The sequence below is a fragment of the Dokdonella sp. genome (assembly GCF_044227025.1).
In the GTDB taxonomy this organism is placed as follows: Bacteria; Pseudomonadota; Gammaproteobacteria; order Xanthomonadales; family Rhodanobacteraceae; genus Dokdonella_A.
In genome coordinates this window covers 268,572-293,713 of record NZ_JBGAFX010000001.1, presented here as the reverse complement: position 1 = coordinate 293,713, position 25,142 = coordinate 268,572, and the positions used below count along the sequence as shown (strand labels likewise).

Genomic DNA, 25,142 nt, shown 5'->3' with positions numbered 1-25,142 from the left:
ATGACGCCGAAAGGTTGGCGTCGTGGTGCGCGGGACTGCCCGACCGCCGCAACGGTCGGTCAGCCGGTCCCGCTATTCCTCCGGCACGACGCCGAGATAGGCGCCGGCGGCGCCGACAGTCGCCCAGATTTCGGCCGAAATCGCGAACGAACGGTCGAACAGCTTCTCCGCGGCATCGCGATCGCCGTTGAGCAGGTAGAACGCGCCGACTTCGGCAAGGCCTTTTTCGTCCTTCGGATTGTTGGCGACGAAGCGGTCGAACAGCGGTTTCGCCTTCGCCCATTCGCCGGCCTCGCGGTACACGCGCGCGATGCGGAACTCGTCGCTGTCCTCGTGCTTGCCGGCGAGCATCGCGTCGAAAACGGCCTGGCCTTCCTGCTTGTGGCCACCGAGGTAGAGCACGCGACCGATCGCGATGCGTTCCCAGCTGCCGTCGCCGGCCTGCACGCGCGCGACGTCGAGCAGGGCTCTCGCGGCGTCTTCCTTGGACTTGCCGTGGAACACCTGCGGCGCGACCTTCTGGGCGGCGTAGCCGATGCCGATGCCGGCGACGAACAGGCTGGCCGCGAGTGCGGCGGCGATGCGGTTCTTCATGCGAGGGCGCTCCGATTCACGAGAGCGCCGAGCATAGACGAAAGCCGGCGCCGCGAGAGCGTGCGGTCCGGGGCGACCGAGGTTGGTCGCGGCTTCCGCCCGGATCAGTCGAAGCTGTCGGCGAAGATGCGGTCGTCCGGTGGCTGCTGCGCGCGACACGCGGCGCCACCGGCTTCGATGCGGATGTTGTCGATCGCCCAGCCGGCGTCATTGGTGTTGGTGTCGCTGCTCAGGCGGAAACGCAGCTTGAACGCGGTCGCGCCGTTTGCCGCGGCCGGCAAGTCGAGGTGATGCGACTGCCAGCTGCTCTGGCCGCTGCACGAGTACAACGAGGTCCAGCTCGATCCCCCATTCGTGCTGAACTCGACGTGGCCATAGTCCCAGCCGCTCTCGGTCGCGCAGCGGTCGGTGAAATCGAGGGCCAGGTCGGCATAACCGGCGAGATTGTGGCTGGCCGAAGTCAGCGAGCTGTCGAGGTTGTCGCCATAGTTCGGCGTGTTCCAGGCGTGCGTCGCGTTGCCGCCGAGGTTGCTCTGGATGACCCACGGCGATTGCGCGGTCCAGCCCTGGTTGCCGCTTTCGACGTCGTCGGACAGCACCGTGCAGTTCGGATACAGCGCGACGTCGCGCGTGACGCTGGCACCGGCCGCGAGTACGACGCCGGTCAGATCCTCGGACAGATGATGCGGCGCGGCGACGTGCACGCTGTAGCTGCCCGGGTATGCATGCGCGCGATACGCGCCGGCACCCGCGTCGCTCGACGCGATGTGCGTTTCGCTTGCGTTCGACAGCGTGATCGTCGCGGCGAGCGGCGCGTAGGTCGTGCGGTCCTCGACCTGGCCGGCGAGCGTGCCGACATCGGTGCCGTTGACGATGTCGATCATCGCGGCATTCGGGGGGCCGTGATTGCCCGCTGCATCGACGCCCTGCACGTAGACCAGATGCGCGCCGACGGCGAGCCCGCTCGTGTCGATCGCGCCGGCGACGCTCTCGATCGGCGCGTTGAACGTGCCGTCGCTCGCGGCGAGCGGGTGCGCGAGCGCGCCCGCGTCCCACGGCAGCGTGTCGACGAACGCGCTCGCGCTGCCGATGTTGCGAATCGTGCCGGGAACGCTGTCGCCCGCAGTCGACTGGTTGAAGCGCGTATCGTCGATGCGCGCCGAGACCGCCAGCCGGTCACCGCTGACGACGAGGTCGGAACCGGCGGCAATGTCGAGAACGTCCGGGCCGGCCGGCAACTGGTAGGTCGCATGCAGCGAGCGCGCGGCATAGCGCAGTGCGGCGAGGTTGTCGGGCACCGTGCTCGCTTCGAACGAGGCGCAGTCCTGGAAGAAGTCGTTGCCGTCGGTCTCGATCGTGAAACCCGGCACGCCAAGCAGGCCGTACATGGTGTCGTCGGTGGTGCCATCGGTCGGATAGAGCGAGTCGGACTGCTCCGGCGTGTAGCCGTTGAACCAGCCCAGGCGCCGACCGAGGATGCGCATCGCCGGGCCGTTCGGTGCGGCACTGGTGGTGTCGCCCCACGGCCACAACACGAGCGCGGCGTTGCTGTGGATGTCGATGAAGAAGCCGCGCGTGTCGTCCGGCGCGGCCGCGCCGCCGTCGCTGCCGACATTCGGTGGATTCATCGGTCCATTGCGGCGATCGGGGAACACGCCTCCGCTGCAATTGCCGGCGCTGTCGCAATTGCCGGCGACGTAGTTCACGAGATTCTGCGTCTCCGGCTCCGAACCCCTGGTCGGGCCGCGGTAGGTCTGGTCGCAGAAGGTGCCGCTGGAACCCTGGCCGCCGGTGATGTTCCAGTGGAATGGGAAGTTGCGGTTGAGGTCGACGCCCGGTTGCGACGACATGCTCGGTGCGCCACTGCACGGCGCCGTGACGCTGTCCTGGTTCTTGCGCTGGTAGACGCCGGTTTCGGCGATCTTGCGGCTGTCCGGATTCGCTTCGAGCACGAGGCGGAAATCGTTGTGGTCGACCAGCCAGGTTGCCTCGGGGTTGCTGCCGTAGCCGTTCACGAGCCACTCGGCAAAACGCGTGGTCAACTCCGCCGGCGCGTACTCGCGCGCGTGGATCGAGCCGAACACGACCATCTTCGGCCGATCCGGATCCCCCGCCGCGGTCGCCAGGTTGGTGATGCGCAGCGCGCGCATGGTGTAGCCCTGCGCCGCGTTCTGTGTCTTCTTCCAGGTCGGGCCGATAGCGTCGATCGTGGTGATGTCAGGATGGTTCGACACCATCGAATCCATCGTGGCGTAGGTTTCCTCGACCGTGCGGAAGCAGGCGAAGCCCGGGATCGAGTCGGGGCCGAGGCCGCCTTGCTGCGCTTGTTGCAGCCTGGCGTAGAAATCACCGAGGCGCGCCGACGCGGCGAGGTCGATGCTGACCGCGAGTCCGTCGTCTTCCAGTGCGCGAATGCCGGCCTCGTCGGTCTCGACGCGCAACACGCCGCGCTTGCGGTCGACGATCAGGTGCTCGTAGCGCGTGGCGACGCGTTGCAGCGTTGCCACGTCGGGATAGGCGGCCTCCACGATCCACGACGTGGCGCTCTCGGCGCGTGCAACGCCGATGGTTCCGATCCCGGCTGCGGCGAACGCCGCAGCGAGCACGCACTTGCGCATGGCTCGACTCCCCGATGGCAAACACCGGATGGTAGTCGCATTGCGTCGTCGACCGGAATCCCGAGGCGGAAAATTCCGGTTGCATGAACGAAACCTTTCGCGAACCTGTCGTGCGCGAAGTGCTCGACGGAACGACGCTACTTCGCGCCGGCGGGCACCGACAGGTCGAGCGCGAGGTCGCGTGCGGTCTTCGCGCTCATCATGTCGATGAGTGCCTGTGCACCGGTCGCACCGGGTCCGCCGGATTGCCCGGCCATGACCACCGACGGCACCAGCGACGGGCCCTTGTAGTCGGCGAACGCCTGCGCCCACGCGGCCTGCACTTCCTTGTAGGCGGCGAGCTTCTGTTCGAGCGCACCGTCGGCGCTGATGATCTTGCGCTTGTATTCCGATTCGCCCTCGGCGCGCAGGATCTTCGCGGCCTTCTCCTGCTCGGCCTTCTTGGTGTCGAGCTGGGCGACCTCGAGTGCCTGCTGCGCCTCGACCACCGCCTTCGCCTTGATGACTTCCTGCTCCCACTTCGCCTTCGCCGCGGCCGCTTCGCCTTCCTTCGCGACCGTGATCGCCTGCTGCTCCGCCTTCTTCGCGGTCGCGATCGCGGTCTGCACGTCCATCGTGATCTGCTGCTGGCCCTTGATCTGCGCCTCGACGGTTGCGTCGTAGTTGACTTCGCTGATCGTGAAGTTGAAGGTCTTGATGCCGAACGGCGTCAGCACCGGATCTTCCTGGCGCTTGGGCATGCCCTTGTCGTCAGCGACGATCTCGACCGCGGTGATCGTCTTCTCGACGCCGGTGATCGGATCGTTCGTCTTCATGTCGTGCTGGCGCGTCTGGTAGGTGCCGTGCGTGATCTGGTCCTCGACGTAGGTGATCAGCGAGTTGCGCTTCTCGGCATACGATTCCTTCGAGGACATCAGCGGGCCGGACATGAAGATCGACTTGTCGATTACGCGCTCGACCAGCTGGCTCTGCAGCGTCTGCGCGCTGCCGTACTTGGAATGCAGCATGATCAGGGTCTGCGCATCGGTCGGGATTTCGAACTGGATCGAGCCGTGCATCTTCGCCTGCGCGCCGTCGTTGAAGCGGATCGGCGCCTCGAAATCGTAGGACGCGCGGCGCGCGTACTTGGTCACCTTGCCGAACCATTGCGGGTGGTAGCCCGGCGTGTCGTACACGGTGAGGTTGCCGTTCACCGACTGGATCACCATGATTTCCTGGGCGTCGAGGTGCTCGACCAGCTCGCCGGCCATCGCGATCACGAATACGGCAGCGATCGCCGACGCGACCAGTGCAAGATTGCGCATGTTAAACATCGTCGTCTCCCGTGTGCGGCTTGCGCGCGGACTGCGCTTCCTTCTCGACTTCCTCGACCTCGCGCGCTTCGCGTGCGCGATTCAGTTTGTCCAGCGCCGCGCGCCGGCGCGCATCGAACATCGGGAACAAGCGTGTTCCCTTGATCGCCGGCAGGGTCAACTGCGTGACAAGGAAGTACAGCAACAGCACGACGAACGCGAATTGAAGCAGTCGCAGCAGAAGCACGACGGTATCCCCCAGGTGGCAAGACGGGCCGCGATCCTCGTGCCGCGGCCGTCTTCAATATAACCCGGCCTGGGCCGCCCGGATCGCGTCAGCGCGGCTCCATCGAGTTGGCGAAGATCTGGTCGACCTGCCGATCGCGCCAGCGCGCGAGCAGGGCACGCAGCGCGAGCGCGGTGTTCGCCGCGGCTGGTTTGCCGGCCTGGTTCTGCTGGTTGACGCCGTGGCAGCCGTCGCAGGCGCGGATCTCGCCGGGCTGGAAGCTGATCCAGTAGCGCTCGCGCACGACCGGCGTGCCGTTGGCCGCGGTGGAATGCCACGCCATCGCACGTGACGCCGGCGCGAACAGCGCGACCGACCCGTCCGTGAAGATCGGCGCGCTGCCGGGCGGGCCGCCCGGATTCGGCGTGTTCGCACGCTGCGCGACCGGGTCGTGCAGCGCCTGTGCGAGCACGCGTCGTCCTACATTCGGCGACGTAGTGCCGCCGAGGCCGCGGATCTGGTCACCCTGGAAGAACTGCATGTGCGCGATGTCGTACGGCGTGCCGCCATTGCCCAGTGTCTGCACGCCGCCGGGCACGCGCAGGTTGTACGGCTGCTGCTCGTCGGCGGCGTCACGCGTGGTCACGTTGCGCATCACGACCAGGGCGAGCTGGTTCGCGCGCAACCACGAGCGGAATACCGAGACGTCGACGTTCTCGAGCGTGAACGCCTGCTGCTCCGGTGCCTGCAGCGTCGACGCGGTCGCCGGCGGTACCGCACGTGCGCGCACCTCGACCGGCGACAGTTCCCACAACGGACCGTTGTAGCTGACCTGCACGTCCGGATCCCAGTAGCTGATCGACTTGCTGATGCCGGCGGTCAGGTTCTCGACCGGTGCGAGCACGCCACCGTTCGCGGCCAGGCGCTTGATGCGGAACAGGTAGCGCGGCAGCGGATGGTCGCGCGTGCCGTCGTTGCCGGCGCGGCGCGGGTCGATCGCATGCGCGGCGAGCATGCGGCCGTCGGCGAGCGGCAGCGGGTTGCGGTAGTGGCCGCTGAAATCGGCCGGCACGGTGCCGTCGTAGAATGACGCCGTGCTGCGCGGGGTCAGGTATTGCGCGGTGATCGTCGCCGGATTCGTCGTCGGTGCGGCATCGAGGCGGATGATCTGCCCGGACGCATGCGTGTAGAACTCGGGAGCGTCGATGCCGATGTAGCGGCCCGGTGCCGCCGGGTCCTCGCGCAATTGCAGCATGTTCTCGATCGTCTTGCGGTCCTGCGGCGCGATGAATTCGTGCAGGTTGTTGTCGTCGTTGAAGCTGCGGTTGAAGTAGCTGTGCAACTCATGGCGGCCGACGTGGTTGAGGGTCTCTTCGCCGCTGCCGTCCTGGTTGATCATCCACGGAAAGAAGTGATTGATCGTGAATCCCTCGGTGTTGGACCCGTTCGCCGCGATGCGCGGTTCCGGGAACACCTCGCTGCGATCCGCGGTCGCGATCGAGTTCGACGCTTCGCCGGTCCAGTTGAACGTGCCGTAGGGATTGCCGGCGTTGTCGTTCTGCTGGTCGCGCTGCAGGTGGTCCCAGCGCGTGAACAGCACGCGGCCGAAACTGTCGACGATCGGGTTGAACGAGCCGGACACCGCGTACTGCAGCAGGTCGAGGCGACCGCTCGCCGGCTGCAATCGCCACAGCCCGGTCGGCGTCGCGGCTTCCTCGTATTCGTCGAGCTGCGGGTACAGGTGCTCGGCGCCGTTGCGCGGGCGATCGCTGACGAACACGAAACTGCCATCGGACAGATAGGCCGGACTCACGTTGTTGAAATGGTCCGGCTGGTTCGGGACCTTGGTGATCTGCACCGGCTGGCCCTGGCCGAGGCCGCTGACTTCGTACAACTGCCAGTACCAGGTGCCCCACTGGTATTGCTGCGTCGGCGCGCCGATAACCATGCTGAACACCGCGCGCGTGCCATCCCACGATACCGCCGGATCGCGTACCGCGATTGCATTCGCACCCTGCATGCCGGCGTTGCCGTAGCCGGCCTCGGCCGTCAGGTTGCGCAGCGTCCCGTCCGGATAGCGGATCATCAGGTCGCCGCCGCGACCGGTCGACTCCATGTCGGTGCGGTGGTTGCCGAACACGCTGCCGATCGCGGTGAAGTCACCGCCGATCGGGAACTGCGTGACGAACAGGATCGGGTTCTGCAGCGGCTGTGCGCCGGCAGTTGCGCCGAAAAGGCCGACTGCGGCCGGCAGCAAGAAACGAAAAATCGACATGATCCACTCCCCAGGTAGCGCGCAAATCCTAGCCGCGCCCGTGCGCGGGATTCGTGATGCGGTTTGCCGATCGGCCCGGCATCATCGACATGGAACGGAAAACGGGGCCCGCAAGGTGCGCTCCGGCTGGCTCGCGGCGTGCAGGCGTGGCCCGGGGCGCGCGTAGGCGCGACCCCGCAGTGCACATTGACGTACGCTTCGCTCGTGGACTGCGCGTTAGCTGCGCGTTCGCGAAGCTTTCGTTGCGCGGAGGACGCGCGGCGATGTCGCCACCGCGACCGCGGTTCGTTTCATGATGCGACGGGGGTGCGCCTGCGCGCACGGACGGCGGATGCGATGAAGGACAAGCGAGTGGCACCGAAACCCGCTCCGCCCCCGCCCGGTGGCTGGCGCGCCTTCCTGCTGCAGCAGGCGGCAGGCTACGCGGTGTCGCCGCTGATCCGTTTCGCGGCGGCGTTTCCGCTTGGCCTCGCGATCGTGCTGCTGAGCGCGGGCTGGCTGGTCGGTCCGCAGCACTTCGTCGACGCCTGGCGTTTCCGCACCTACACCGCGAACGCGGTCGGGCACTTCGTCGACAGCTGGCTCGCGCTCGAATTCGATCCGGTGGCGCAAGGCGATCGCGGCAACTGGGCAGGACCTGCGCGCGCGACGCATTGTGCGGTGGTCGCCTACGACGGCGAGTGGGGCGCGCCGCAGCAGCGGGCATTCTGCGGCAATCGCCTCAACGTGCACGGCGAGGAAACCTTGTCGATGCTCGTCGACGACACCACGATGGCGCCCGACGTGCCGTTCGCGATGCCGCGCGACGAACGTGGCTTCGCGCGGCCGCAGGTGCGCATCGGCAGTGCCGAGGCCGCCTGGCTGAAGGCGCATCCGCCGTTCAGTGGTTTCGATGCTCGCGTTTCGCCCACCGCGTGGGACGCATTGCAGCGGCGACTCGATCGACCGCTCGAATACGCGCTCGCCGGTTGGAGCGCGCCGTCGCCGGTGTTTCCGCTCGCGCTCGATCCGCACGCGCCGGGCGAAGCGATGCCGGCCGCCTTCGTCGCCGCGCGGCGCAGCGCCGGCAGCCCCCTGGCCTTGCTGAGCACTTTTCTGCTGTTCGCTGCCGGCATCTGGCTGTGGTTGAACGGCATGCGCGTGCTGATGGCCGGCCTGCCGCGCAATGCGGTGCTGTTCGCGGCGTGGCTGCCGCTGCTGCTGCTGCCGTGGTGGGGCGAGCGCATGCCGCGCGCGCTCGCGCGCGTGCAGCCTGAAATCGCCGAAGTCATTGGCGACATGCTCGCCGACATCGACCTCACCGGTCGCCTCGTCGCCTCGCCGCCGGGCGCTGCGCAACTCGCACGCGGCGGCGAGCGATTGAGCTGGCGCGTCGGCGAGGGAGCCTTCGCCGACACGATCGGGCGCATCGCCTTCACGGCGCCTGCGCCGTCTCCGGCGGATGCCGATGCGGCGCTGCGCCGCCTCGTCGAAACCGTCACGACGCAGGTGCGCGCATTCGATCCGGGCCAGCGTTCGGCGTTGTTCGATCGCCTCACGGCGGACAAGCAGGCCGACCGTTACGGCGCCGCATTGCTGTTCCTGCCGGTCGCGCGCGAGTCCGCGTTCGATCCGGGCCACGATGCCGTCGAGGCACGCGCGGCCTACCACTTCCTCGACGCCTGGGTCACCTCGCCGACCGAGGATCCGTGGCCGGATCACCCGGCGTTCGCCGAGCGCGTGAACCTGTGGCGCGGCCTGGTCGACGCACCGGAGCCGTCGATCGCCAATCGCGCCCTCTGGACGGTCAGGGCGGCATCGGAGCGCGCGCACTGAACCGCGTGTTCGGGCGGCGCGCGGCGGCGCCGCTCAGTCGCGCTCGAATTCGGCAAGCTGTTCGAGCGCCGCCTGCGCGCGGCGGATGCTGCCGCCGGCCGCGCCGTTGTCGAGCCTTTGGCCGAAGGCGGCGCGCTCGGGACGGTTCGCCCAGCGATGGAACCACCAGGTCGCGAGCAGGCCGGCGGCGCCGATTGCAAGCTGGATCGCGACGACCGTGGGCGCCTGTTCCAGCATGCGGCCGTCGCCGAGCACGATCAGCAGAGGCACGTAGATGAACCACCACGGCAGGCCGACGAGCATGCCGCCGATGACGTAGGCGCGACGCAGCGCGAGCAGGCGGTGCTGGATCTCGAGCACCGGCGAGGCATAGTCGATCGCCGCGATGCGCGCCTCGACGATTGCGCCGACAATGACGAGGGCGAGGCAGTACGCGTGCAGCACGAGGCCGCAGACGAGCAGTGCGGGTTCGTGGCGGTGCTCGACCCAGTAAGGCGCGAATACAAGCATGCCGGCCGCGCCGATCAGCATCTGCAACGCCTGCCCCCAGGCGAGAGGTCGCAGGCCGCGGCGCGCGCGATCGACGCGTGCATCGCGCAGCAATTGCAGGTCGATCGCGGTCTGCCGTTCGAGACGGCGGTCGAGGGTTTTCCACGCAAGCTTGAAGTCGTCGAGTTCCATCGTCGTGTCCATGTCAGTACCGGTCGGTGGGGGAGAGTTGTTCGCGGATGCGTTGCTTGAGGCGGCCGATTCGGGTCGCGACATTGGTTTCCGAGAGGCCGAGGATCTCGCCGATCTCGCGCTGGCCGCGCTCGTCGAGGTAGAGCAGCATCAGGGCGCGGTTGAGCGGATCGAGGCGTTCGATGCAGCGGTACAGCGCGCGGATGCCGTCGTCCGCTTCGCGCGGCGTGTCTTCGTCGTGCGCCGGTTCGGCAATCTCGTCGAACGCCAGCGGCTCGCGTCCGCGGCTGGCACGCAGGTGCGAGATCGCGACGTTCAGGGCGATCCGGTACAGCCAGGTCGAAAACGGCCGCGCCGGGTCGTAGCCGCGAAATCCCTTCCACGCCTGCGCCGCGATCTCCTGCGCCAGGTCGCGCCGGTCCTCGGCGTGGCCGCAGTACGCGTGTGCGACCTTCAGCACGATGCCGCGGTGATTCTCCAGCAGCTGCTGGAATTGTTCGCGCACGACCATGCCGTCGACCCGCTCCCGTGCCATGTCCACCCGATCCACTCCCGCGCATATACAACGTGCAAGGTGATTCGCGCTGGCGCGCGAAACCTCACACGCGGCGGGTGGATTGGCCGGACAGGCCAAAGCCGCCATCATGGGCGCAACTCTTCGAGCGGGAAAGCCAGGCAATGAACCCATCCAGACGCGCCCTCGTCACGGGCGGCAGCGGCGACATCGGTGGCGCGATCGCGCGTGCGCTCGCGGCGGCCGGCTGCGAGGTGCTGGTGCATGCGAACAGCGGCCGCGAGCGGGCGCAGGCCGTGGTCGATGCGATCTTCGCGGCGGGCGGGCATGCGCGCGCGATCGCGTTCGACCTAACGGATGCGGCGGCGACGCGCGCGCTGCTCGAGCGGGAACTCGACGACGGCGCGATCCAGATCGTGGTGCACAACGCCGGCATCCACGACGATGCGCCGCTCGCCGGCATGCGCGAAGAGCAGTGGCATCGCGTGATCGACGTGTCGCTGCACGGCTTCTTCCACGTCGTGCAGCCGCTGCTCCTGCCGATGGCGCGCACGCGCTGGGGCCGCATCGTGTCGATTTCGTCGGTCGCGGCGGTACTCGGCAACCGCGGCCAGGCGAACTACGCCGCGGCGAAGTCGGCGCTGCACGGCGCGACGAAATCGCTCGCGCGCGAGATGGCCTCGCGCGGAATCAGCGCGAATGTGGTTGCACCCGGAGTGGTCGCAGGAAGCATGAGCGTCGCGCAATTCGACGAGGCACAGATAAAGGCGATCGTGCCCGCCGCCCGCGCCGGCACGCCCGAAGAGGTCGCCGCGCTGGTCGCGTTCCTCTGTTCGGACGCGGCCGGCTACATCAACGGCCAGGTCATCGGCATCAACGGCGGCATGGGCTGAGCGATCCGCCCGCAGGCTCGAACAGGCCTCTTCAGCCGCGCGGGCCTCGCACGCGAACTGTGACGTGGTTGGCGTCGCTTGTGCGCCGCGGCTCGCGACAGCGCGCGCCGCACATCGCCACGATGGCGGCGTCCACCATCGGAGTCCGCACCATGAATGCCCGCCTTTCGATTCTCGCTTCCGCCCTGGCGCTCGCCTGCACGTCCACGTTTGCCGCTGTGCCGCGCGCGACCGCGGTCGCCGGGGACATCGCCGGTTCCGCCGACATCCGCCTGCCGGCCGCGACTTCGCCAGCGGCCGCAATCACGCCGAAGGCAGGCCCGTCCGCGGCCGACGTCGGCGACGCCGACTCGTTCGGCCGCACGCTGAACTGGCTCGGCCTGGCCGACGCCTGGATCGAGTTGGCCGCCGACTGCAGCGGCAGCGACGCCGATCGCTGCCAGGTGCTCGCGGCCGCGCCCGCGGCGACGACGTTCGCGTTCGATGACGTCGGCCACGTGACCTTGCCGCGCAACGCCGCGAACTCGCTCATCTGCTACTGGTTCTCGCCCTACCTGCAGGTCGACTACGACAATCCGACCGCGGCATCGGCGGTCGCGCAACTGAGCTATGTGCCGACAGTTACGGTCGAGAATCCCGTGCTCGACGATCCCGCGCTGATCGATCCGAACACCGGCCTGCCGTTCGGCGGCAGCCTGCTGACTGGAATGACCTCGTCCGAGCGCTACGAAGTGCCGCTCGCGCCGGGCCAGCATTCGTTCCAGCGCAACCGCGATTCGGCGGTCTGCATCGCCGGCCTCGTCAGCAAGCAGTCACTGGTGCAGAACTACGGCCTCAGCGATGCGCAGGCACGCCAGTTCTTCAAGAAGCCGACGACGCTGCGGCTCAACATCCACGGCAGCGCGCAGTTCGTCGGCGATGCTTCGCTGTATTTCGGCCTGCGCATCGTCGGCGACTGATCGGCGCGGGGGATTCGGTCGCGTAGGGCGGTACGCGCGCAGCGCGTGCCGCCGCAACATCGAGGTGCGGTGGGACTCGCGCTCCGCGCTCGACCCGCCCTACGCCGTGCCACGCCGGCATGCATCCAGCATCGGCGTCGCCATCAGCGTCGTCACGATCGTCATCGCGAGCAGCAGGGTGAACAGGTCGGCGCCAATCACACCGGCATCGAGGCCGACCTTCAGCACGATCAGTTCCATCATGCCGCGCGCGTTCATCAGCGAACCGACCGCGAGCGACTCGCGCCAGCCGAAGCCGGCGATGCGCGCGCCGCCACCGGCGCCGAGCACCTTGCCGAGCACGGCCGCGGCGAGGATCAGCAGCAGTGCCGACAGGCCGGAACCGGCGAACGCGTCGGCGCGCGTCGCGAGTCCCGCGAGTGCGAAGAACACCGGCATCAGCACCAGCACCGCGACGTGTTCGAGCCGCTCGACCAGGGTGTCCAGCAGGCGGTCGTCGCGCGGCAGGCACAGGCCGGCGAGGAACGCGCCGAACACCGCATGCAGGCCGAGCCATTCGGTCGCGGCGGCCATCGTGCAGGTGCCGATAAGCAGCGCGCTGAGCACGGCACCGCCGGGACGGCTGTCGCTCGCGTGGCGTGCAAGCAGGCGCGCGAGCAGCGGCCGCAGCACGCCGAACGCGACCGCACACACGAGCGCGAGGCCGGCGATCGTGCGCGCGAACGTGCTGTTGCCATGCGCGGAGATGGAGGCGATCACGAACGCGAGCAACAGCCACACCAGCACATCGGCGATCGCGGTCGCGGCGAGCGCGAGCTGGCCGATCCGCGAGCGCGTGAGTCCACGGTCCTTGAGGATGCGTGCCATTACCGGGAACGCGGTGATCGCGAGCGCCGCGGCCATGAACAGTGCGAACGGCCACACGCCGACACCGGCAGGCGCGAAGTCCGCATGCAGCGCCGGTGCGATCGCGAGGCCGAGCACGCCCGGCAGCAGCACGCCCGGAATGCCGACCCAGGCCGCGGTGGCGAGTGGTGCGCGCGCGCCATCGGGCGCACGCAGCTCTGCGCCGACGATAAACATGAACAGCACGAGTCCGACCTGACTGAGACCTTGCAGCGCAGCGAGACCATCTTTCGGAAACAGCGCGACGTGCCATTCCGGCGCAAGCGCGCCGAACACGATCGGGCCGAGCACGAAGCCGGCGATCATCTCGCCGATCACGGCCGGTTGCCCCAGCCGGCGGAGCAGCAGCGCGAGCACGCGCGCGGTCGCGAGGATGACGCTCAGTTGCAGCAGCAGGTGCGGCATCGACGCCTCACGCGTCCGCGGGCGGATCGTAGATCAGCGGCAGACGGTCGTGGCCGCGGCGATAGCTGTCGATCACGCGACCGTAGTGCAGGATGCGCCGGATCGTGTACCAGGTGATGCGCGTGACGTCGCGCACCGGACGGAAATGGCTGAGGCGGAACTCGCCCTGATAGCGCGACTCGATCGGCACCGAGACCACGCCGAGCTTTTTCTCGCGCGTCGCCGCGATCAGCAGCGCGGCCTCGAACACGAAATCGTCGGCCGGGAGGTCGGCGAGTTCGAGCGCCGCGAGCGGGTAGTAGCGCTGGCCGCTCTGGGTGTCGGCGATCGGCAGCGCGCAGCCCCACGAAATGCCCCAGTCGGCGACCGCGTTCGCGCGCCGGCGAGCCTTTGGCTGGTTGTCGCGGTTGCGGATGCGCGCGCCGATGACGATGTGTTCGGGATGCGCGCGCGCGGCGGCGAGCAGGCGCGGGATGTCGCTGGCCTGATGCTGGCCATCGCCATCCATCGCGATCACCGCGTCGAAGCCGAGTTCGCGCGCCTTGCGGAAACCGTCGCGCAGGCCCTGGCCCTTGCCGAGCGGTGTCGCGTGCCGGATCAGCGTGTGTGGCAGGTCGGCGATGCATTCGACCGTGCGGTCGGTCGAACCGTCGTCGATCACGATCACGTGCGGGCAGATCGCGAGCACCGATTCGACGATGCCGCGGATGGCGCGCTCCTCGTTCAACGCCGGAATCACCACGACGACGCGGGCGGGATCCGTCGCGCTCATGCGAGCACCTCGATCACGAGCGCAGCCGAACGCCCGCTGGCGATGCGCACCTCGCCGCCGCGCCCGGCGGCGATCAGGCGGAACAGTGGCAATGCGGACTCGAACGGCGTGCCGGTGGCCGCCGGCGGCGGTGATTGCGTACCGCCGTCGTGGCGCAGGCGCAGGCTCGCCAGCGCGCGCGGACCGCGGCGAGGATTCAGCACAAGCGCGATCCCGTAGGTCGTTTCGAGTCGCATCGTATCGGCGAGGGCGCCATGGGCCGATGAATCATAGGCCGCCAACAGCGTCGGCCGGTCGTCCGCGTGCGCCTCGACCGCCGCTTCGAGCAGGCCGGCGGCGAAACTGCCCCCCGACGCGGACACTGCATTCGACGCGGCATGGCAGTGTGTCGCGACGGTCCAGTACCCGGCAGCCGCGTTGAGCACGGAGTTGTGGAAGCGCGTCGGCGAAAGTTCGAGCGGATGGGTGGCGAGCGTCAGGCACATGTTCTCGGTGATCGCATGGTCGCCGTGCATCGTGGCGAACACGCAGGGAAGGTCGGCGGGGGAATGCCCGGCCATCGTGCAGGCCTGGCCGGCGACATCGCACGCGAGTTGCACGATTTCCGGCGCACGCCGGCGCTCGCTGGCGGGCAGCAGCGCCGGCGCGCCCTTCGCGTCGCCGGTCGTCGCCATGGCGCCCTCGCGCAGCGTGTCGCGCGCGGCGTTCCAGCCGGCAACGCCGGGCGAGCACCAGCCGATACCCTCGACATGCACGGTCAACGTGCCGTTCATGCGGCGCATCCGAAGGCGAGCGTGCAGTTGTTGCCGCCGAAACCGAACGAATTGCTGAGCGCGACGCGGATCGCGCGCGATTCGTTCCCGAGCGCGAGCTGTGGTCCGCACGCAGCATCCGGCGTGGTCGTGTTGAGCGTGCCTGGCACAAGGCCGTGTTCGATCGCCAGCAGGGCCAGCACGGCCTCCAGAATGCCGGCCGCACCGAGCGTGTGTCCGGTCCAGCCCTTGGTCGAACTCGCGCGCGTGCGTGCCGGGAACGTGTCGGCGAGTACGGTGGCCTCGACCTCGTCGTTCTTCAGCGTCGCGGTGCCGTGCAGGTTCACGTAGTCGACTTCGTCCGCGGCAATGCCGGCTCGCGCGAGCGCGTCGGCCAGCGCGAGGCGCGCGCCCAGCCCTTGCGGGTGCGGCGTGGACATGTGGTGTGCATCGGAGGATTCGCCGTGGCCGAGCAGGCGCGGCGCACCGTCGCCTTCGCGTTCGAGCAGGGCGAAGCCGGCGCCTTCGCCGATCGAAATGCCGCGCCGCGCCGCGTCGAACGGTCGGCATGCTTCCGGCGAGATGAGCTCGAGCGCGTTGAAACCGAACAGGACGCTGCCGCACAGCGAGTCCACCCCGGCGACGATCGCCGCATCGACGATGCCGAGGCGGATCAGGCGCTCGCCTTGCGCGAAGATCTTGGCGCTCGACGAACAGGCGGTCGCAATCGTCATGCACGGGCCGCGCGTGCCGAGCACGGCCTCGAGGAACAGGCCGAGCGAGTGCGGCGTATGCAGATGCGGGACGGCGAGTGCGGGAGGAAACCGGTCGGCGTCGAGTTCGCGATACGCCTGTTCGGTCACGCCGATGCTCGCTGTCGAGGTGCCGACCAGCAGCGCGACGCGTTGCGCACCGTGGCGCGCGATCGCCGCGCGCGCGGCGCCCAGGAAGCCGTCGGCACCGAGGCCGAGCCAGGCGAGGCGGTTGTTGCGGCAGTCGTACCGGGCCAGCTCGTCGGGCAAGGCGACCTGTTCGATGCCGTCGACGCGCCCGATTGCACAGGCCAGGGGCGTCGCGGTGAAATCGTTCGCGCGCAGGCCGCTGCGCCGATCGCGCAACGCCTGGATGTGCGCAGCGCGTCCGCGCCCGAGCGCGGACGTTGCGGTATGCGCGGTGATGGCAAGCGGCGGAATGCGGCTGGGCACGCGTCGAACAGGGTCGGAATGGCTTGAAATTATGACACACGGACCTGCCCGGACAGGCCGGTCGGCGCGGCTGCTACGATGCGGCCCGCACTGCCCACTCGTTGCCGCGCGCCGGAATCCCTCGATGACAGCCGAACATGAACCCGCCGTCGCCAGCCAGCGCATCCAGGCCGTGCGTGACTACCTCGATGCGTTGCAGCAGCGCATCTGTGGCGCGCTCGAGGCAGCGGACGGCTCGGCCCGATTCGTCGAGGATGCGTGGACACGGGGCGAAGCGGAGGCTGGCGGGCGGCCTGCGGCGTCCAGTGCGCTCGTTGGGCTTGGACGCACGCGCGTGCTCAAGGACGGCGCCGTGTTCGAGCAGGCCGGCGTGAATTTCTCGCAGGTCTCCGGGTCGCGTTTGCCGCCGGCTGCGAGCGCGCATCGGCCGGAGCTGGCCGGCGCGCCCTGGAGTGCGCTCGGCGTGTCCCTGGTCGTCCATCCGCGCAACCCGTACCTGCCGACCACCCACATGAACGTGCGCTATTTCGAGGCACGGCCCGATCACGAAGGCAATGACCGCAGCTGGTGGTTCGGCGGCGGTTTCGACCTGACCCCGTACTACCCGTTCGACGCGGACGTCGTGCACTGGCACACGGTCGCGCGCGACGCGGTCGCGCCGTTCGGCGACGACGTCTATCCGCGCTGGAAGCAGTGGTGCGACGAGTATTTCTTCCTCAAGCATCGCAACGAGACGCGCGGCGTCGGCGGCCTGTTCTACGACGATCTCAACGCGGGCGGCTTCGAACGCTGCTTCGGCCTCACGCGCAGTGTCGGCAATGCGTTCCTCGACGCGTACCTGCCGCTGGTCGAGCGCCGCAAGGGCATGCCCCATGGCGAACGCGAGCGCGAGTTCCAGCTGTACCGGCGGGGCCGCTACGTCGAGTTCAACCTCGTCCACGACCGCGGCACCCTGTTCGGCCTGCAATCGGGCGGGCGCACCGAATCGATCCTGATGTCGCTGCCACCGCGCGTGCGCTTCGAGTACGGGTACACGCCGCAGGAAGGTTCTGCGGAAGCGAAACTCGCCGACTACCTCAAGCCGCGCGACTGGCTCGCTGGTTGAGGCAATCGCGCCGGACGAACCGGCGGCACACGCGTTGCGCGTACCGCCCTACCTCGGTCCGAAGGGCGGTACGACGCGCGCGAGGCGCGGTATCTCGGTCGGGCGTTGATTCGAGTGCCGCCGCTGGTTCACCGGGCTTCACGGCGGCACGCGCGCCGCGCGTACCGCCCTACTTCCACTCGTACAACGAGTAGTACACCGGCGACACCGGGCCTTCCTTCGGATCGCGCACGAGGCGGCCGCTGCCGTCGTTGGTGACGAAGGTCTGGATCGGTCCATGGATCGGCACGATCTTGATCATCCAGACGCGACCGTTCTGGCGGTATTCCTCGACCGTGTCGTCGCCCTGCTTGCGCTTGACGACTTCGCTGCTCGCGATGCGATCGTCGCCCGCGGCTTTGTCGCGCGAGGCCTTGTCGCGCACGAGGCGCGCGTCGGGTTTCGGCAACGGCGCGAGCGGATCGTCGTTCGCCGCGGGCGCGGCGGCGGGTGCTTCCTGGGCCGCCGCCGGTGTCGGTGCGTTGCCCGCCACGCCCGGGTCATTGATGCCCGGTGGCGGCGGCACGTCGGCTTTGTTCGGCGTCTTCTGTGCGGCCTGGCTCGCACCCATCGCAAGCAGGGCGAAGGCGGCAGGCAGGATCAGCATGCGGACAGTCGGGCTCATGGGCAATACCTCGCAGGTTGTCTCCAGACTAGCAGACGCCCGCGGGTGTGTGCGTGCGTCCGCACGCACGCTCGCATGTCCATTCAGGTCAGCGCTTTTGCGCCAACGCCGCGGCGGTGCGCTCCGCCGCGGCGCGGTTGATCTCGGTCGGCAGCAGGTTGTCGCGCAGCACCGGCATCGCCTGCGTGAGCAGCGCGCGCGCCGCTTCGGGGTGTTCCGAGCGCAGTTCGACCGCGGCAAGCTCGCTGCGCGCGATCGCGAGGTCGACCGGTTGCGCCTGCACCGCCTCGAAGCCGGCCACCGCTGCGCGCAGCTCGCTCCCGGCGGTCGCAAGGTCGCCGCGGTCGAGTGCGAACGCGGCACGCGCGCGGCGCACGTGCAGGAAGATCGGATGCTCCGCCGGCGCCAGTGCGTGCCAGAGTCGCTCCGCCTCGACCAGCAGTGGCAGGCCGGTGTCGGGGCGATGCATGCTGCGCGCGAGGATCACCAGTTGCCAGGTGAGCATGGCGTACTCGCCGGATGCCTCGCCGTCGATGCGTGCGGCGCGCGCGCGCAGGTCGGTCAGGCGCTCGAGCGCGCGCGCATGCTCTCCGGCAAGGCCGAGCGTACGTGCCTCCTGCCGCTCGATGCGCCGGCGCACCTGGTGATCGGCGGCGATGCCGCCGCCGTCGAGAATCGCGTAGGCGAGCCGGTAGTGCTCGAGCGCGGTGGCATAGTCGCCCGCACTTTCAAGCACCGCGGCAAGATTGCCTTGCGACACCGCGCGGTCGGCCGCGCCGTCGATGCCGGCGCCAACCATGTGCCGGTCCGATTCCTGCAGCAGCGCGGCCGCCTCGCGGTAGCGGCCAAGGTCATTGACCGCGATGGCGAGGTCGTTGACGAGCTCCATCATGCGCGCGCCTCCGGGATCGACCACGCGCTGCTGCAACGCAATCGCCTCGCGCAGCAGCTGCTCGGCAGCGGCGACGTCGCCGGCGGCGCTCTTCGCGCTCGCCTTCGCGCGCAGCAGAAGCACGTGTTCGGGCGATTCCTTTGGCCGCTCGGCGTCGACGCGCGCGAGCGCCTCGTCGGCGATCGCGAGCGAGGCATCGCCATCGCCCGCGGTCGCGAGCAGCGCAGCGAGCGACTGCGCGATGCTCGCGTAGAGTTCGAGCGGAATGCCGGGCAACGCCTTCGCTTCGGCCATCGCCTCGCGCAGCGTCACGATCGCCTGCTCGTCGTTGCCGCCGCGATGGTGCACGAGGGCGAGCGTCAACAGGCTGCGCACGTGCTCGATGCGGTCGTCCGGCGCGAAGCGCTGGCGCCAGTCGGCGCCTTTGTGCGCGGCGGCAAGCGCGCCATCGATGTCGCCCTGGAGGCCGAGAAGACTCGCGTACTGGTCGAAGTCGTCGGCGAGGCGCAGCGCTTCGGTGCGATCGGCAGGTTCCGACTCGCGCACGCCCTCGCGCATGAGCTCGAGTCCGCCGCGGACATCGCCGAGGTCGCCGTACAGATGGGCGAGCAGGCGCTGCATCGGCCGCAGCAGGGCGGGATCGGTGCGTTGCGCGAGTTTCGCGCGGGCTGCGTCGAGCAGGTCGCGCACGCTGACCTGGCGACTCATCGCGACGTCGGGCGCTGCGGCGGCGATCGCGTCGCTGAGGAAGTCGAGCGAAGCGCGCGCGCGCCGCGCATCGCGTTCGGACGCCGCCAGCGCGACCTGTGCGGCCGCTTCGGCGGCGCGTGCGCGCGTGCGTTCGCGCTCGAGCCGCCAGATGAAGCCCGCCAGCACGAGCACGGCCAGCATGGCCGTGGCGAAGGCGAGGCGATGGCGCGCGACGAACTTGCGCAGGCGATACCCGCGTGTCCAGCGCGCCGCGCGCACCGGGCGCCCCTCGCGGTAGCGGCGCAGGTCGTCACGGAACTCGCTGGCGCTGGCGTAGCGCAGCGCCGGATCGGGCGCGGTCGCCTTGGCGATGATGCCGCGCAAGTCCGCATCCAGCGGCAGCGGCGCGATCGACGGCGTGCGCAAGTCGGTCTCGTCGCGCCGGCCGGTGAGCATCTCGTGCAGCAGCACGCCGAGGCTGTAGAGGTCGCTCGCGGTAGTGATCGCGCGACCCTGTTCCTGCTCGGGACTGGCGTAGCCGCGGCTGAACACGCGCGTCGAGGTCTCTCTTTGCGAGTCCTCGCCGGCTTCGATCAGGCGTGCGATGCCGAAATCGAGCAGCTTGACCGTGCCGTCGGCGGCGACCATCACGTTGGCCGGCTTGATGTCGCGATGCACGACCAGATGCTGGTGTGCATGCTCAACCGCATCGAGCATTGCGTCGAACAGGGCGAGCCGTTCGCCGAGGGTCGGTGCGTGGCGGGCGACCTGTTCCAGCAGCGGCACGCCGTCGACGTATTCGAGTGCGAGCCACGGTTGCCCCTGCGCGGTCTCGCCGCCGTCGAGCAGGCCGGAAATGTTCGGATGGTCGAGTCCGGCGAGGATCTGCCGTTCCTGGCGCAGGCGCCGCGTCGCCTCGGCGGTCGGGAAGCCGCGCAACAGCTTGATGGCGACCTCGCGCGTGAACTGGCCGTCGGCGCGTTCGGCAAGGAATACCGTGCCCATGCCGCCGGAACCGAGTTCGCGCTTGAGACGCCAGGCGCCGAGCTGTTGCTGCGCGGGCTGCGCCAGCCGTGCGGCGCCGCCCGCGATGATCTCGGCGAGCGGGTCGGCGTCGTCGGCATCCGCCGCGAGCAGGCGCGAGAGGCGCGCGCGCATGTCCTCGTCCAGCGCCAGGGCTGCGAGTTCCTGCGCGCGCAGGTCCGGCGGCAGCAGGCGCAAGCGCTCGAAATGCGGCGCAAGCGTGTCGATCGTCGATTCGCTCATGCTTCGAGCGCGGTGCGCAGCCACGCGCGCGCAAGGCGCAGGTCGCGGTCGACGGTGCCTTCGGAAACCTCGAGCGCATGCGCGACCTCGACCCGGCTGAGGCCGCCGAAATACACCAATTCGACGATCTGCGCGCGCCGCGCGTCGTTCTGCGAGAGATCGCGCAGCGCGTCATCGACGCGGACCAGCTCGTCGTCGCCGTCGTTCGCGGCGACGCCGAGCGCGTCGTCGAGTCCGACTTTCTCGGCACCGCCGCCGCGCTTGGATGCGAGGCGCTGACGTGCGGCGTCGACGAGGATCTGGCGCGTCGCCTGCGCGGCGACGTGGAAGAAGTGGCGGCGGTCGGTCCAGCTGGCGTCGGTGCCGAGCAGGCGGATCAGCGCCTCGTGTGCGAGATCGGTCGCGCTCAGCGTCGCGCCGGGCATCTGGCGCAGCGATTGCGCCGCGATCGCGCGCACGTTGGCATAGACGCGCTCGACCAGCGCCTCGCGCGCGTGCTCGTCGCCGCCGCGCCAGGCGGCGATCAGGCGGGTCACGTCATGGTCGGCGGCGCCGTCACTCACGCCTTGAGGCCGTTCGGGTTTTCGCCGCGGTTCTGCGTAACAATCATCGAACTGCCTTCGGAGCCGTGCCATGATCATACGTCTTCAACACGCCCTGCGGACTGCGATGGGGTTCGCGTTCGTGCTGTCGACCGCGGCGGTCGCGCAGCTGCCCGGACCCTTGTCGCTGTCCGAGCCCGACGTGATCACGCCCTGGTACAACGGCATCATCGCGCACATCGGCACGGTCCAGTATTGCCTCAGCGACCCGCCGATCTTCGCCGACCGCGTGCTCGGCTACACCGGCTTCAGCCATCCGCCACCGGATTTCTCGCCCGCGGTCGGCGAGGTGTTCTACACCCATCTCGTGCTCGCCCACCCGGGCAATCCATGCACCGGCAGTGCGGTCGGCATCGAGCTGATCCTGCCACCGGGCGTCGAGACCGCCGTGTCGGCCGACAATCCGACGTTCTGCTACGCGATCCTGCCCAACCCCAATCGCCTGCACGACATGGACACCGACCCCGACTACGGCTGCCCGACGACATTTCCGCAAGGGCTGCAGGGGCTCGCGGTGCGCCCGCTGCGCGGTGGTCTGTCCAACAGCGGCGCCTGGGGCATGGCGATGGGCTTCTGGCTCGAAATCCTCATTCCAGTGCGCGCGACACAGGTGCAGGTGGGCAACAACGCCATCGCCTGGCGCGTGAACCCGGACATCGGCGTGGTCGGCTATCCGCAGGTTCCCGTGTTCGCCAACGGTGACGTGATCTTCCGCGACCAGATGGAGAACAACCTGCTCAATCTCGACCTTTGCACGCTCAGCCCTCCGCCGCAGGGCTGCTGAGCCGGTCTCTGCTCGCGCTGCACGGAGCGCGGCTTCGGTCGCCGACGTTGCAAAGGCCGCGGGCGCGCGCGAAGCTGCGCGCCCGTTGTCCTGCTGGCCCGCCATGCCGCCACGTCTCGTCCTCATCGACGGTTCCTCGTACCTGTACCGCGCGTTCCATGCGCTGCCGCCGCTGACCAATGCCGCCGGCGAGCCGACCGGCGCGCTGTTCGGCGTGGTCAACATGCTGCGCACGATCCTCAAGCAGCGGCCCGACTACCTCGCTTTCGTTGCCGATGCACCCGGGCGCACGTTCCGTGACGATCTCTACGCCGAGTACAAGGCGAACCGTCAGGCGATGCCCGACGACCTCGTCGCCCAGGTCGAGCCGATGCTCGCGATCGTCGCCGCGCTCGGCTTTCCGATCCTGCGTGTCGACGGCGTGGAGGCCGACGACGTGATCGGCACGCTCGCGCGGCGCGCGCGTGCGGACGGCATCGACGTCACGATCTCGACCGGCGACAAGGATTTCGCGCAACTGGTCGTGCCCGGCATCGAGCTGGTCAACACGATGACGAATACCACCCTCGATACGGCGGCGGTGATCGAGAGGTTCGGGGTGCGCCCCGACCAGATCGTCGATTACCTCGCGCTGATGGGCGACAGCGTCGACAACATCCCCGGCGTCGAGAAGTGCGGGCCGAAGACCGCGGCGAAATGGCTGGCCGAATACGGCAACCTCGACGCGGTGATCGCGAATGCGGACAAGGTCGGCGGCAAGATCGGCGAGAACCTGCGCAAGGCGTTGCCGCAGCTGCCGCTGTCGCGCGAACTCGCGACGATCCGCACCGACGTGCCGCTCGCCGAAGGCCCGCGCGACCTGCACCTGCGCGAGCGCGACGCCGAGACGTTGCGCGAGCTCTATCGCCGCTACGAGTTCAATGCGGCCCTGAAGGAACTCGACGCCGGCAGCGAGCCGGCCGCGCGCGCCGCGCCGGACCTGCCCGCGGCCGAGCTGCCGCAACGGCGCGAATTCGGCGTGCGCGGAATCTCGCCGGCGCCGGCACCAAGCGCCGATCCGGAACTGGCCGGTCCGGGCCGCTACGAACTCGTGACGAGCGAGGCGCAGCTTGATGCGTGGCTCGTCCGGCTCGCCGCAGCGCAGCTGATCGCGTTCGACAGCGAGACCGATTCGCTCGATCCGATGCAGGCGCGCGTGGTCGGCCTGTCGCTCGCGGTGTCGCCGCGTGAAGGTGCCTACATCCCGCTCGCGCACGATTACCCGGGTGCGCCCGCGCAACTCGACGCCGCGCTCGTGCTCGCGCGCCTCAAGCCGCTGCTCGAGGATCCCGCGCGGCCGAAGCTCGGCCAGCATGCGAAGTACGACATCAACGTGCTGTCGACGCACGGCATCGTCGTGCAAGGCATCGCGCACGACACCATGCTGGAGTCGTACGTGCTCAATTCCACCGCATCGCGCCACGACATGGACACGCTCGCGAGGCGCCACCTCGGTTACGACACCGTGACGTACGAGCAGGTGGCCGGACGCGGCGCGAAGCAGATCGCGTTCTCGCAGGTCGATCTCGATACGGCGTGCCGCTACGCCGCCGAGGACGCCGACGTGACCCTGCGCCTGCATCGCGCGCTGTGGCCCAAGCTCGAAGCCGAGCCGGGCCTGCGCACGGTGTACGAGACGATCGAGATGCCGCTGGTGCCGGTGCTCGCGCGCATGGAACAGCGTGGAGTGCTGATCGACACGGCTGCGCTGAAGCGCCAGAGCCACGAACTTGCCAAGCGCATGCACGCGTTGAACGAGCGGGCGCACGCCATCGCCGGGCGCAGCTTCAGCCTCGATTCGCCCAAGCAACTGCAGGCGATCCTGTTCGACGAACTGAAGCTGCCGGCGCTGATGAAGACGCCGGGCGGACAGCCGTCGACGAACGAGGAAGCGCTGGAGGCGATTGCCGACCAGCACGAGTTGCCGCGCCTGATCCTCGACTACCGCGGCCTCGCCAAGCTGCGCTCGACCTACACCGAGAAGCTCGCCGACAACGTCAATCCGCGCACCGGTCGCGTGCACACCAGCTACAACCAGGCGACCGCGGCGACCGGACGCCTGTCGTCGGTCGAACCGAACCTGCAGAACATCCCGATCCGCACCGAGGAAGGCCGGCGCATCCGCCAGGCGTTCGTCGCGCCGGAGGGCTGGAGGGTGGTCGCGGCGGACTATTCGCAGATCGAGCTGCGCATCATGGCGCACCTGTCCGGCGATCCGGGCCTGCTCGCCGCGTTCCACGGCAACCAGGACGTGCATCGCGCGACCGCCGCGGAAGTGTTCGGACTGCCGCTCGAGCAGGTCGACGCGAACCAGCGACGCGCGGCGAAGGCGATCAACTTCGGCCTCATGTACGGCATGAGCGCATTCGGCCTGGCGCGCCAGCTCGGCGTCGGTCGCGGTGAGGCGCAGGACTACATGGCGCGCTACTTCTCGCGCTATCCGGGCGTGCGCGACTTCATGGAGCGCGTGCGCGCGCAGGCGCACCGCGACGGCTACGTCGAAACCGTGTTCGGGCGGCGCCTGTACCTCGACTACATCCATTCGCGCAACGCGGCGCAACGCGCCGGCGCCGAACGCGCCGCGATCAATGCGCCGATGCAAGGCACGGCGGCCGACATCATCAAGCGCGCGATGATCACGGTCGATGCGTGGCTGCTCGGGCAGGAGAACAGCGCGCGCATGCTGATGCAGGTGCACGATGAACTCGTGTTCGAAGTGCGCGAGGACACCGTCGACGCGATCGTCACGGGCGTGCGCGAACGCATGGCCGGCGCGGCCGCACTCGATGTGCCGCTGGTTGTCGACGTCGGCGTCGGGGCGAACTGGGACGAGGCCCATTGAACGAGGACTGGGAGCTGGGGGTGCAGGGTTGATTGCGATCCTGTGGACCCCGATGGGTTGCTTCGATCGATTCCCGCTTTCGCGCGGGAATGAGTGCGCTGCCACAAGGGTGGACATCGCCGCCTTTGGCCCTCAGTCCGCAATCAGGCATAGGCCGGAAGTCACGGTGAATCCGCAGACTGAATGCACGATAAATCTTCATGCGACGGTACTGGAAACTTTTCGCCTCGATCCCGATCTATCTCACCGGGCGCACGCAACGGCGCCCTGGTTGACTCACCTCCCTGAGTGCAACCCCGGGACGTTCGATCCTCCCCAGATCGACGTTCCAAATGAAGTCCGATCCCTCCC

20 protein-coding genes are annotated in these 25,142 nt (G+C 68.9%); 6 read left to right on the top strand and 14 right to left on the bottom strand.

What is annotated here, in order from left to right; genetic code table 11:
- Positions 1 to 72: 72 nt before the first annotated feature.
- The 5 genes from ACILRJ_RS01315 to ACILRJ_RS01295 all read right to left on the bottom strand — a co-directional run bounded on the left by ACILRJ_RS01315 (position 73) and on the right by ACILRJ_RS01295 (position 7,005).
- Positions 73 to 594 carry a tetratricopeptide repeat protein gene (locus ACILRJ_RS01315; protein WP_395679581.1) on the bottom strand — a complete coding sequence of 174 codons (522 nt, stop codon included), beginning with the start codon at positions 592 to 594 and terminating at the stop codon, positions 73 to 75.
- 104 nt (positions 595 to 698) lie between these two features.
- On the bottom strand, positions 699 to 3,212 hold the full coding sequence (locus ACILRJ_RS01310; protein ID WP_395679579.1) for a M14 family zinc carboxypeptidase: 2,514 nt from the start codon (positions 3,210 to 3,212) through the stop codon (positions 699 to 701).
- 137 nt (positions 3,213 to 3,349) lie between these two features.
- Entirely contained in the window at positions 3,350 to 4,516 is a 1,167-nt protein-coding gene (locus ACILRJ_RS01305) for an SPFH domain-containing protein (protein WP_395679577.1), read from the bottom strand.
- Position 4,517: 1 nt separating this feature from the next.
- Positions 4,518 to 4,751 (bottom strand): hypothetical protein, encoded by a 234-nt coding sequence (locus ACILRJ_RS01300; protein WP_395679575.1) that lies wholly within the window; start codon positions 4,749 to 4,751, stop codon positions 4,518 to 4,520.
- 88 nt (positions 4,752 to 4,839) lie between these two features.
- Complete coding sequence (locus ACILRJ_RS01295; RefSeq protein ID WP_395679573.1) at positions 4,840 to 7,005, bottom strand: hypothetical protein; 2,166 nt, start codon at positions 7,003 to 7,005, stop codon at positions 4,840 to 4,842.
- A gap of 336 nt (positions 7,006 to 7,341) precedes the next feature.
- Between ACILRJ_RS01295 and ACILRJ_RS01290 the strand changes: the two genes are divergently transcribed.
- Positions 7,342 to 8,820 (top strand): hypothetical protein, encoded by a 1,479-nt coding sequence (locus tag ACILRJ_RS01290; protein WP_395679571.1) that lies wholly within the window; start codon positions 7,342 to 7,344, stop codon positions 8,818 to 8,820.
- Positions 8,821 to 8,853: 33 nt separating this feature from the next.
- On the opposite strand, the gene ACILRJ_RS01285 is transcribed toward ACILRJ_RS01290, so the two are convergent.
- Positions 8,854 to 9,513, bottom strand: coding sequence for a hypothetical protein (locus ACILRJ_RS01285; RefSeq protein WP_395679569.1), 660 nt, complete (start codon positions 9,511 to 9,513; stop codon positions 8,854 to 8,856).
- 1 nt (position 9,514) lies between these two features.
- A complete protein-coding gene (locus ACILRJ_RS01280; RefSeq protein ID WP_395679567.1) occupies positions 9,515 to 10,036 on the bottom strand; it encodes an RNA polymerase sigma factor in 522 nt (173 codons plus the stop codon).
- Positions 10,037 to 10,179: 143 nt separating this feature from the next.
- Between ACILRJ_RS01280 and fabG the strand changes: the two genes are divergently transcribed.
- Both fabG and ACILRJ_RS01270 read left to right on the top strand, forming a co-directional pair.
- Positions 10,180 to 10,908: a 3-oxoacyl-ACP reductase FabG gene (gene fabG, locus ACILRJ_RS01275; RefSeq protein ID WP_395679565.1), complete on the top strand. Its 729-nt coding sequence runs from the start codon at positions 10,180 to 10,182 to the stop codon at positions 10,906 to 10,908.
- 152 nt (positions 10,909 to 11,060) lie between these two features.
- On the top strand, positions 11,061 to 11,867 hold the full coding sequence (locus ACILRJ_RS01270) for a hypothetical protein (protein WP_395679563.1): 807 nt from the start codon (positions 11,061 to 11,063) through the stop codon (positions 11,865 to 11,867).
- A gap of 99 nt (positions 11,868 to 11,966) precedes the next feature.
- Here the strand turns inward: ACILRJ_RS01270 and ACILRJ_RS01265 are convergent, their stop codons facing one another.
- Genes ACILRJ_RS01265 through ACILRJ_RS01250 form a run of 4 tightly spaced genes read right to left on the bottom strand, consistent with a single transcriptional unit; the run spans position 11,967 to position 15,907 of the window.
- A complete protein-coding gene (locus tag ACILRJ_RS01265) occupies positions 11,967 to 13,178 on the bottom strand; it encodes a cation:proton antiporter (protein ID WP_395679561.1) in 1,212 nt (403 codons plus the stop codon).
- Positions 13,179 to 13,185: 7 nt separating this feature from the next.
- Positions 13,186 to 13,950, bottom strand: coding sequence for a glycosyltransferase family 2 protein (locus ACILRJ_RS01260; RefSeq protein ID WP_395679559.1), 765 nt, complete (start codon positions 13,948 to 13,950; stop codon positions 13,186 to 13,188).
- Positions 13,947 to 14,723 carry a beta-ketoacyl synthase chain length factor gene (locus ACILRJ_RS01255; protein WP_395679557.1) on the bottom strand — a complete coding sequence of 259 codons (777 nt, stop codon included), beginning with the start codon at positions 14,721 to 14,723 and terminating at the stop codon, positions 13,947 to 13,949. Before ACILRJ_RS01255 ends, ACILRJ_RS01260 begins: the two co-directional genes overlap by 4 nt.
- A complete protein-coding gene (locus ACILRJ_RS01250; RefSeq protein ID WP_395679555.1) occupies positions 14,720 to 15,907 on the bottom strand; it encodes a beta-ketoacyl-ACP synthase in 1,188 nt (395 codons plus the stop codon). The genes ACILRJ_RS01255 and ACILRJ_RS01250 overlap by 4 nt, the downstream gene beginning before the upstream one ends.
- Before the next feature lie 124 nt (positions 15,908 to 16,031).
- On the opposite strand from ACILRJ_RS01250, the gene hemF reads away from it, so the two are divergent.
- Positions 16,032 to 17,012 carry an oxygen-dependent coproporphyrinogen oxidase gene (gene hemF / locus ACILRJ_RS01245; protein WP_395679553.1) on the top strand — a complete coding sequence of 327 codons (981 nt, stop codon included), beginning with the start codon at positions 16,032 to 16,034 and terminating at the stop codon, positions 17,010 to 17,012.
- A gap of 169 nt (positions 17,013 to 17,181) precedes the next feature.
- Here the strand turns inward: hemF and ACILRJ_RS01240 are convergent, their stop codons facing one another.
- The 3 genes from ACILRJ_RS01240 to ACILRJ_RS01230 form a co-directional block, all read right to left on the bottom strand.
- Entirely contained in the window at positions 17,182 to 17,676 is a 495-nt protein-coding gene (locus tag ACILRJ_RS01240) for a DUF2782 domain-containing protein (protein WP_395679551.1), read from the bottom strand.
- Between the two features lie 88 nt (positions 17,677 to 17,764).
- Positions 17,765 to 20,524, bottom strand: coding sequence for a protein kinase domain-containing protein (locus tag ACILRJ_RS01235; RefSeq protein WP_395679549.1), 2,760 nt, complete (start codon positions 20,522 to 20,524; stop codon positions 17,765 to 17,767).
- Positions 20,521 to 21,087, bottom strand: a complete 567-nt coding sequence (locus tag ACILRJ_RS01230; protein WP_395679547.1) for an ECF-type sigma factor — start codon at positions 21,085 to 21,087, stop codon at positions 20,521 to 20,523. The genes ACILRJ_RS01235 and ACILRJ_RS01230 overlap by 4 nt, the downstream gene beginning before the upstream one ends.
- Before the next feature lie 70 nt (positions 21,088 to 21,157).
- Between ACILRJ_RS01230 and ACILRJ_RS01225 the strand changes: the two genes are divergently transcribed.
- On the top strand, positions 21,158 to 21,910 hold the full coding sequence (locus ACILRJ_RS01225) for a hypothetical protein (RefSeq protein WP_395679545.1): 753 nt from the start codon (positions 21,158 to 21,160) through the stop codon (positions 21,908 to 21,910).
- 103 nt (positions 21,911 to 22,013) lie between these two features.
- The gene (gene polA / locus ACILRJ_RS01220; RefSeq protein ID WP_395679543.1) at positions 22,014 to 24,791 is read left to right on the top strand and encodes a DNA polymerase I; all 2,778 of its coding nucleotides are present in this window, start codon (positions 22,014 to 22,016) and stop codon (positions 24,789 to 24,791) included.
- Positions 24,792 to 25,142: the final 351 nt, after the last annotated feature.

Excerpts from the sequence above, each read along its gene's own strand:
- ACILRJ_RS01255 (WP_395679557.1), bottom strand. The coding sequence starts at position 14,723 with ATGAACGGCACGTTGACCGTGCATGTCGAGGGTATCGGCTGGTGCTCG.
- ACILRJ_RS01290 (WP_395679571.1), top strand. The coding sequence starts at position 7,342 with ATGAAGGACAAGCGAGTGGCACCGAAACCCGCTCCGCCCCCGCCCGGT.
- hemF (WP_395679553.1), top strand. The coding sequence starts at position 16,032 with ATGACAGCCGAACATGAACCCGCCGTCGCCAGCCAGCGCATCCAGGCC.
- ACILRJ_RS01310 (WP_395679579.1), bottom strand. The coding sequence starts at position 3,212 with ATGCGCAAGTGCGTGCTCGCTGCGGCGTTCGCCGCAGCCGGGATCGGA.
- ACILRJ_RS01240 (WP_395679551.1), bottom strand. The coding sequence starts at position 17,676 with ATGAGCCCGACTGTCCGCATGCTGATCCTGCCTGCCGCCTTCGCCCTG.
- ACILRJ_RS01305 (WP_395679577.1), bottom strand. The coding sequence starts at position 4,516 with ATGCGCAATCTTGCACTGGTCGCGTCGGCGATCGCTGCCGTATTCGTG.
- ACILRJ_RS01270 (WP_395679563.1), top strand. The coding sequence starts at position 11,061 with ATGAATGCCCGCCTTTCGATTCTCGCTTCCGCCCTGGCGCTCGCCTGC.
- polA (WP_395679543.1), top strand. The coding sequence starts at position 22,014 with ATGCCGCCACGTCTCGTCCTCATCGACGGTTCCTCGTACCTGTACCGC.
- fabG (WP_395679565.1), top strand. The coding sequence starts at position 10,180 with ATGAACCCATCCAGACGCGCCCTCGTCACGGGCGGCAGCGGCGACATC.
- ACILRJ_RS01265 (WP_395679561.1), bottom strand. The coding sequence starts at position 13,178 with ATGCCGCACCTGCTGCTGCAACTGAGCGTCATCCTCGCGACCGCGCGC.
- ACILRJ_RS01285 (WP_395679569.1), bottom strand. The coding sequence starts at position 9,513 with ATGGACACGACGATGGAACTCGACGACTTCAAGCTTGCGTGGAAAACC.
- ACILRJ_RS01260 (WP_395679559.1), bottom strand. The coding sequence starts at position 13,950 with ATGAGCGCGACGGATCCCGCCCGCGTCGTCGTGGTGATTCCGGCGTTG.
- ACILRJ_RS01235 (WP_395679549.1), bottom strand. The coding sequence starts at position 20,524 with ATGAGCGAATCGACGATCGACACGCTTGCGCCGCATTTCGAGCGCTTG.
- ACILRJ_RS01315 (WP_395679581.1), bottom strand. The coding sequence starts at position 594 with ATGAAGAACCGCATCGCCGCCGCACTCGCGGCCAGCCTGTTCGTCGCC.
- ACILRJ_RS01280 (WP_395679567.1), bottom strand. The coding sequence starts at position 10,036 with ATGGCACGGGAGCGGGTCGACGGCATGGTCGTGCGCGAACAATTCCAG.
- ACILRJ_RS01295 (WP_395679573.1), bottom strand. The coding sequence starts at position 7,005 with ATGTCGATTTTTCGTTTCTTGCTGCCGGCCGCAGTCGGCCTTTTCGGC.
- ACILRJ_RS01225 (WP_395679545.1), top strand. The coding sequence starts at position 21,158 with ATGATCATACGTCTTCAACACGCCCTGCGGACTGCGATGGGGTTCGCG.